This is a genomic window from Candidatus Poribacteria bacterium (assembly GCA_021295755.1).
In the GTDB taxonomy this organism is placed as follows: domain Bacteria; phylum Poribacteria; class WGA-4E; order WGA-4E; family PCPOR2b; genus PCPOR2b.
In genome coordinates this window covers 1-5117 of the sequence record JAGWBT010000076.1, presented here as the reverse complement: position 1 = coordinate 5117, position 5117 = coordinate 1, and the positions used below count along the sequence as shown (strand labels likewise).

3 protein-coding genes are annotated in these 5117 nt (G+C 50.2%); all 3 read right to left on the bottom strand.

Going from position 1 to position 5117, the window contains the following annotated elements:
- Positions 1 to 203: hypothetical protein (locus J4G02_12365; protein ID MCE2395372.1), on the bottom strand; the 203-nt coding region annotated here is incomplete at its 3' end.
- On the bottom strand, positions 193 to 564 hold the full coding sequence (locus J4G02_12360) for a hypothetical protein (GenBank protein MCE2395371.1): 372 nt from the start codon (positions 562 to 564) through the stop codon (positions 193 to 195). The genes J4G02_12365 and J4G02_12360, both read right to left, overlap by 11 nt.
- Before the next feature lie 200 nt (positions 565 to 764).
- Positions 765 to 4529, bottom strand: a complete 3765-nt coding sequence (locus J4G02_12355) for a leucine-rich repeat domain-containing protein (protein MCE2395370.1) — start codon at positions 4527 to 4529, stop codon at positions 765 to 767.
- Positions 4530 to 5117 lie beyond the last annotated feature (588 nt).

The following is a 5117-nucleotide window of genomic DNA, read 5'->3' as shown; positions in this document are numbered from 1 at the left end:
GAAGAGCTACCGCGCTTGGAGCAATGCCATACGGCGGTGTCAAAGATGACCGCTGATCCCGGTGGAACCACGACCTCCACCTGCCCATCCCATTTTTCCCCAACATCGCCTTTTGCTTCAACCGAATCATTGAGACCACGTGGTAGAACAATTAGGGGACCAATGTGGGAACCGGATCCGTCCACATAGATATTACAGAGCACCCGCTCCGGATTCTCCCATCTCCCATGCGTAGTGGACATGCCAGTGTGTGAGGGTTTCCTCGACGAGCGCGTTGTTAAAAACAGCGGCACCACTGTGTGCAAGACGAACATCATCCTGAAAAACCTCCGCCATAGCGTCTACGACAACCGGCTTTGCGAAGAAAGGTGCCATCTTCGGTCCCCACTCCAAGAGCGGGTGAAAGCTGATTTTGGGCTGCTCGGACGAAAAGCCGTTCTTGTCGTCACACAGTTGCTTGAAAATAGCGTGCATCTGGTCGCGTTCACGATCATCGTAGACCGATTCAAGCACACAATAGCCGTGCTCGATGACCTCACGTGCTTTTGATTTTAGATCAAACATTGTGAACACCTCCCGATTTTAGATTTGATATAGAAGCATAGCACGACAATGCAGCTGCGTCAATCACGACTTGCTCTGAATCTCCCGATTTCGTTGTATTGTTCCGGGTAGGGAACAACGATCGTTGTTCCCTACGAACCCAGCACTAGCACCGATTGCAACACCGGGGCGGAGTGATATGTGGAGGTGAATCCACGTTCTTACTTGAGAATTACCATCTTCCGTGTGGCGGAATAGTCGCCTGCGGACAGGTGATAGAAGTACACGCCGCTCGCTCTGCCATCCCAGTAGATTGCCTTCGAGCGATTTTCGTAGACTGCCGCAATCTGATGTCCAACATCAAGCGTGCGGACAATCTGACCGCTACTGTCATAGATGGTCAATGTCACGAAAGCATCCTCCGCCAACTGATACGGTATCCATGTCTCTGGGTTGAACGGATTTGGGTAGTTTGCTAACAGTTCTGTCTCCGTTGGGGTCAGGGATACCAAGAGTTGTTTAAGTATCAGAAATCCGCGTTTCATGATGGGCTCCTTAGCCTCAAGTGAGCTCGCGTCGGTTAGCCAACCCTGAACCTCTACCGCCGTGAGTGTCTCAGGTACTTGTGAAGATGCTAATGGTGCGGCTGCCGTATACCCAAACATGCCCGCCACCAAGACCAAATCCTGAATACTGACAACCCCATCCCCATTGACATCCGCCGTCAGGTCGGAAACCTCATTCTCTAAGATGTAACCAACAAAGATTAGGTCCAGGAGGTTCACAACACCGTCGCTGTTGACATCCGCTGTAATCGGTGGAGATTCAGTATCGGAGACAGCGTTCAAGATGACTAGCCCCTGAATGCCGGTGGCAGACACCTCGACGGTGTTTGTTCCCAGATTCGGTCCCAACGTGAGCGTGCTCTCCGCCCTGCCATGGGCATCAGTTGTTGTGCTTGTTACACTGAGCGTACCACCACCCACGGTGACGGCAAACCCCACTGAAATCCCTACGAGCACAGAACCGTTCTCATCCAGTGCTTCAACAATAAATGGCTGCGGCAACGGTGTGGAGGGTGCCCCTTTCTGGTTATCGCCTGAGATTTTCAACAGGGCAGGATGCGCTCGGTTGTCAAAAAATACTGAAACCCCTCTGATTTGGAGCGTTGGGAGGTGCTTATGGATGGATAGATAACTCAGGGGGTTTCGGGTAACATAAACCTCGTATCCACTCCCCAATCCTGTATTTGCTGCTAAGGGTGAGAGATCCGAAATCGAGTTGCTATCAAGATACAGGTATGTCAAACTAGTTAAGCCCGACAACGCCGAGATGTCCGATACGTTGTTGTTGTTAAGAGATAAAGCTGTCAAATTGGTTAAACCTGCCACTGCTGAGATGTCCGAAATCGAGTTGTCATCAAGAACCAGGTATGTCAAACTGGTTAAGCCTGCAAACGTCGAGATGTCTGAGATGCTATTGTCCTCAAGATACAGGTATTTCAAGCTAGTTAAGCCCAACAACGCCGAGATGTTCGATACGTTGTTGTTGCTAAGAGATAAAGCTGTCAAACTGGTTAAGCCTGCAAACGTCGAGATGTCTGAGATGTTGTTGTCATCAAGATGCAGCGACCTTAGTTCGGTTAAACCCGTTAAAGGCGAGAAATCCGACACTGAGTTACTGTTAATCAAACGATTCTCTGCCTCCACATACTCCTCACTAAGATCCAGTGTTCTCAGGTTGGTTGCACCTTCAAGCCCGGTCAAATCGCTTATGTTCGCGTTTCTTGCTTCAAGGTAGGTCAAATTTGCTAGGTGTTCCCGGCCAATGGGGGTATTTGGTGGCAGCCCGATCGCTTCTGCAATCGCAGCACGGAGGTTGGGGTCAGGGATGTCAATTTCACCTGTCACCTCAAGACGAGCTCCCATTAACCCAGACATATCCCACAGGTCGACCATGTTCCCTTCTCTCCCGGAGGCAAGGATTGTGTCATCGCTTGAAAATGACACAGAAATCACCGAATATCCAGACCCCAGAGTGGCGAAATTAACTTGCGTCGAGATGGCCCATAACTTGATCGTCTCGTCCCACGACCCGGTAGCGAGGGTACTCCCATCGCTTGAAAATGCCATAGAACTGACCCCAGATCTATGCCCCTCAAGGGTAGCGATATCCTGTTGCATCTCCACATCCCATAGCTTGACTGTACCATCCAACGACCCGGTAGCGAGGAGAGTCGCATCAACCGGTGAAAATACCACAGCATTGATCCCAGCCGTGTGATTCTCAAAAGTGGCGATATTTCGTCGTGTCGCCACGTCCCACAGCTTGACGGTTCTATCCCCCGACCCGGAAGCGAGGATTGCCCCATCACTTGAAAACGACACAGAAGTGACCTCCTCCGTATGTCTAAAAGTCGCGATATCTTGTTCTGTCTCTACGTCCCACAACTTAACCGTCCCATCCAAAGACCCGGAAGCGAGGGTACTCCCATCGCTTGAAAATGCCACAGAACTGACCCCAGATCTATGTCCCTCAAGGGTAGCGATATTTTGTTGTGTCACCACATCCCACAACTTGACTGTATCATCCCACGACCCGGTAGCGAGAGTCACTCCATCGGACGAAAACACCACGGAAACCCTCTCAGACCTTACGGGAGCCTCCTCAGACCTTAGGGTAGCGATATTTCGTTGCGTCATCACGTCCCATAGTTTGACTGTACCATCCCGCGCCCCGGTAGCGAGAAGGGTCGTATCAACCGGTGAAAATACCACAACACGGAGTTCCTCCGTGTGAGTGTCAAAAGTGGTGATATAGTGTGGCGAAATTTCCACAAGCCCAAACGAGGCATAGCCTACATCCCCAGCCTTATCAACGGTATGGACAGAAATCGGATGTATAACAGGGTCAGAAAGATTCGTAAAGCCATTAGACGGAATAACACCGTCATAATCGAATAGAACGGTGGTATCCCTGTCGCCTCCCAATCCCCGACACGCCTTCACTTCATAAGATCCGGCAGCACCGTGTGGTTCTATTGTGGTAACGAATAGAATCAACTGGTGAAGCCCCTCTGAATCGTTGACCTTGAGTCGAACCGGGACACTCTGTGCACCTGCCGGATAGAGGAGTGGCGAGGCAAGTTCGATGGTAGGTCGCTCCCCCTCTTCAGTTGGGGTATTGAGATTGAAGTAGGGATGCACGGACAAATACTCAGCATGGCACGCGGATAACCGATCCCACCCTGGACCATACGACATTATATACGCACCATCGTGGAAATCGTGCTGCAGCCCGAAGGTGTGTCCCAGTTCATGTGCCGCCGCTCCGAAGCTAAATCCGCCCGGGACTAACGCAAATCCGCTATTTTTTCCCCACCTGCTTCCGACACCTCCTGCAATCTGACCGTCACCAAGACCAATCGCATTGATACTATTGTCGATGACGATAAGGTAAACGTTTGCCCCAAGATTAAACGCTAGGTTTCTCTCGCTGAGCACAGTATTAAGTGTATTATCAAGGTAGTGGCTATCGGGATGTCCCCCGTCCACCCGATGTACCATCGGCTCGCCTTGGGAGTCAGTTTCAATACGAAAGGTGAGCCTCCCGTAGCCGTGTGCTTCCATCTGCTCGGCATAGAAGTTCTGAACGGTGCGAATCTCATCTTTCATCTTCTGAACGACGTCTGGACGATAAGGCCGGTCGTTGGGAAGAAAGTAAATCATCCGGACTGTGCGCGGTTCGCCGACGTTCAAGTTTGCTGCAAAGGATTGGGCATAGCGACGGTCGGGGTATTGGCCCGCATATCGTTTGTCCGGTTGCTTTGAATCCCGATGAAATTGAGACGGATAATCAATAACACCGCAAAAATGTGTCCCGTTTCCCCCGGCTGGCTGGGTAGCGGCAACGGCAGGATTGAGTGTGCCGACGGTGAGATAAACTATTATCGCAGACAGGACGAAGTGCAGCAGCTCTTTTTTCATTAATTTGACCCGCTAATTAAGTTTGTTGACTTTGACAAATCTTAAAAGTATCCCAAATAGAGATTTCATCGTTAATCCACGGAATTGGTATAATTACCTAAATTGTTAGGCTCTGTTGACATTTTACAGCGGTTGTAGTGAACAACGATCGTTGTTCGCTACGATGGTTCCCACTGGTACATAGAAGCGCCTATATTTCGTAGGGAACGGAGAGCTCCGTTCCATTTGTCTTAAATCACTGGGGTAATGCGTCCGAAGGTCATCAAAATTGGCTCAATTTTCAAATGGCAACACGCCCTAGGTAGTTCATAGGTCGGGTTTCCATTCTACGCGACGATTGGCAGATTAGGAAATCTGCCAGCAAGTTAGTAGATCTGTACACTAACTTGCTAGTTATAAAGTAACTTAAGCGGCTATGTAGTAGGTACACGGTGCCCCGATAAGAGGTTACGGCACACGGCGTGTACCTATTACTTTAGGATGAGCATCTTGCGGGTGGCGGAATAATCCCCAGCGGTCAGGGTGTAAAAATACACACCACTTGCCACAGTCTCACCGAGATTGTTTCTGCCATCCCAGTAGATCGCT

Bases quoted from the DNA above. Each gene is read 5' to 3' on its own strand.
- J4G02_12360 (MCE2395371.1), bottom strand. From the start codon at position 564: ATGTTTGATCTAAAATCAAAAGCACGTGAGGTCATCGAGCACGGCTAT.
- J4G02_12355 (MCE2395370.1), bottom strand. From the start codon at position 4,529: ATGAAAAAAGAGCTGCTGCACTTCGTCCTGTCTGCGATAATAGTTTAT.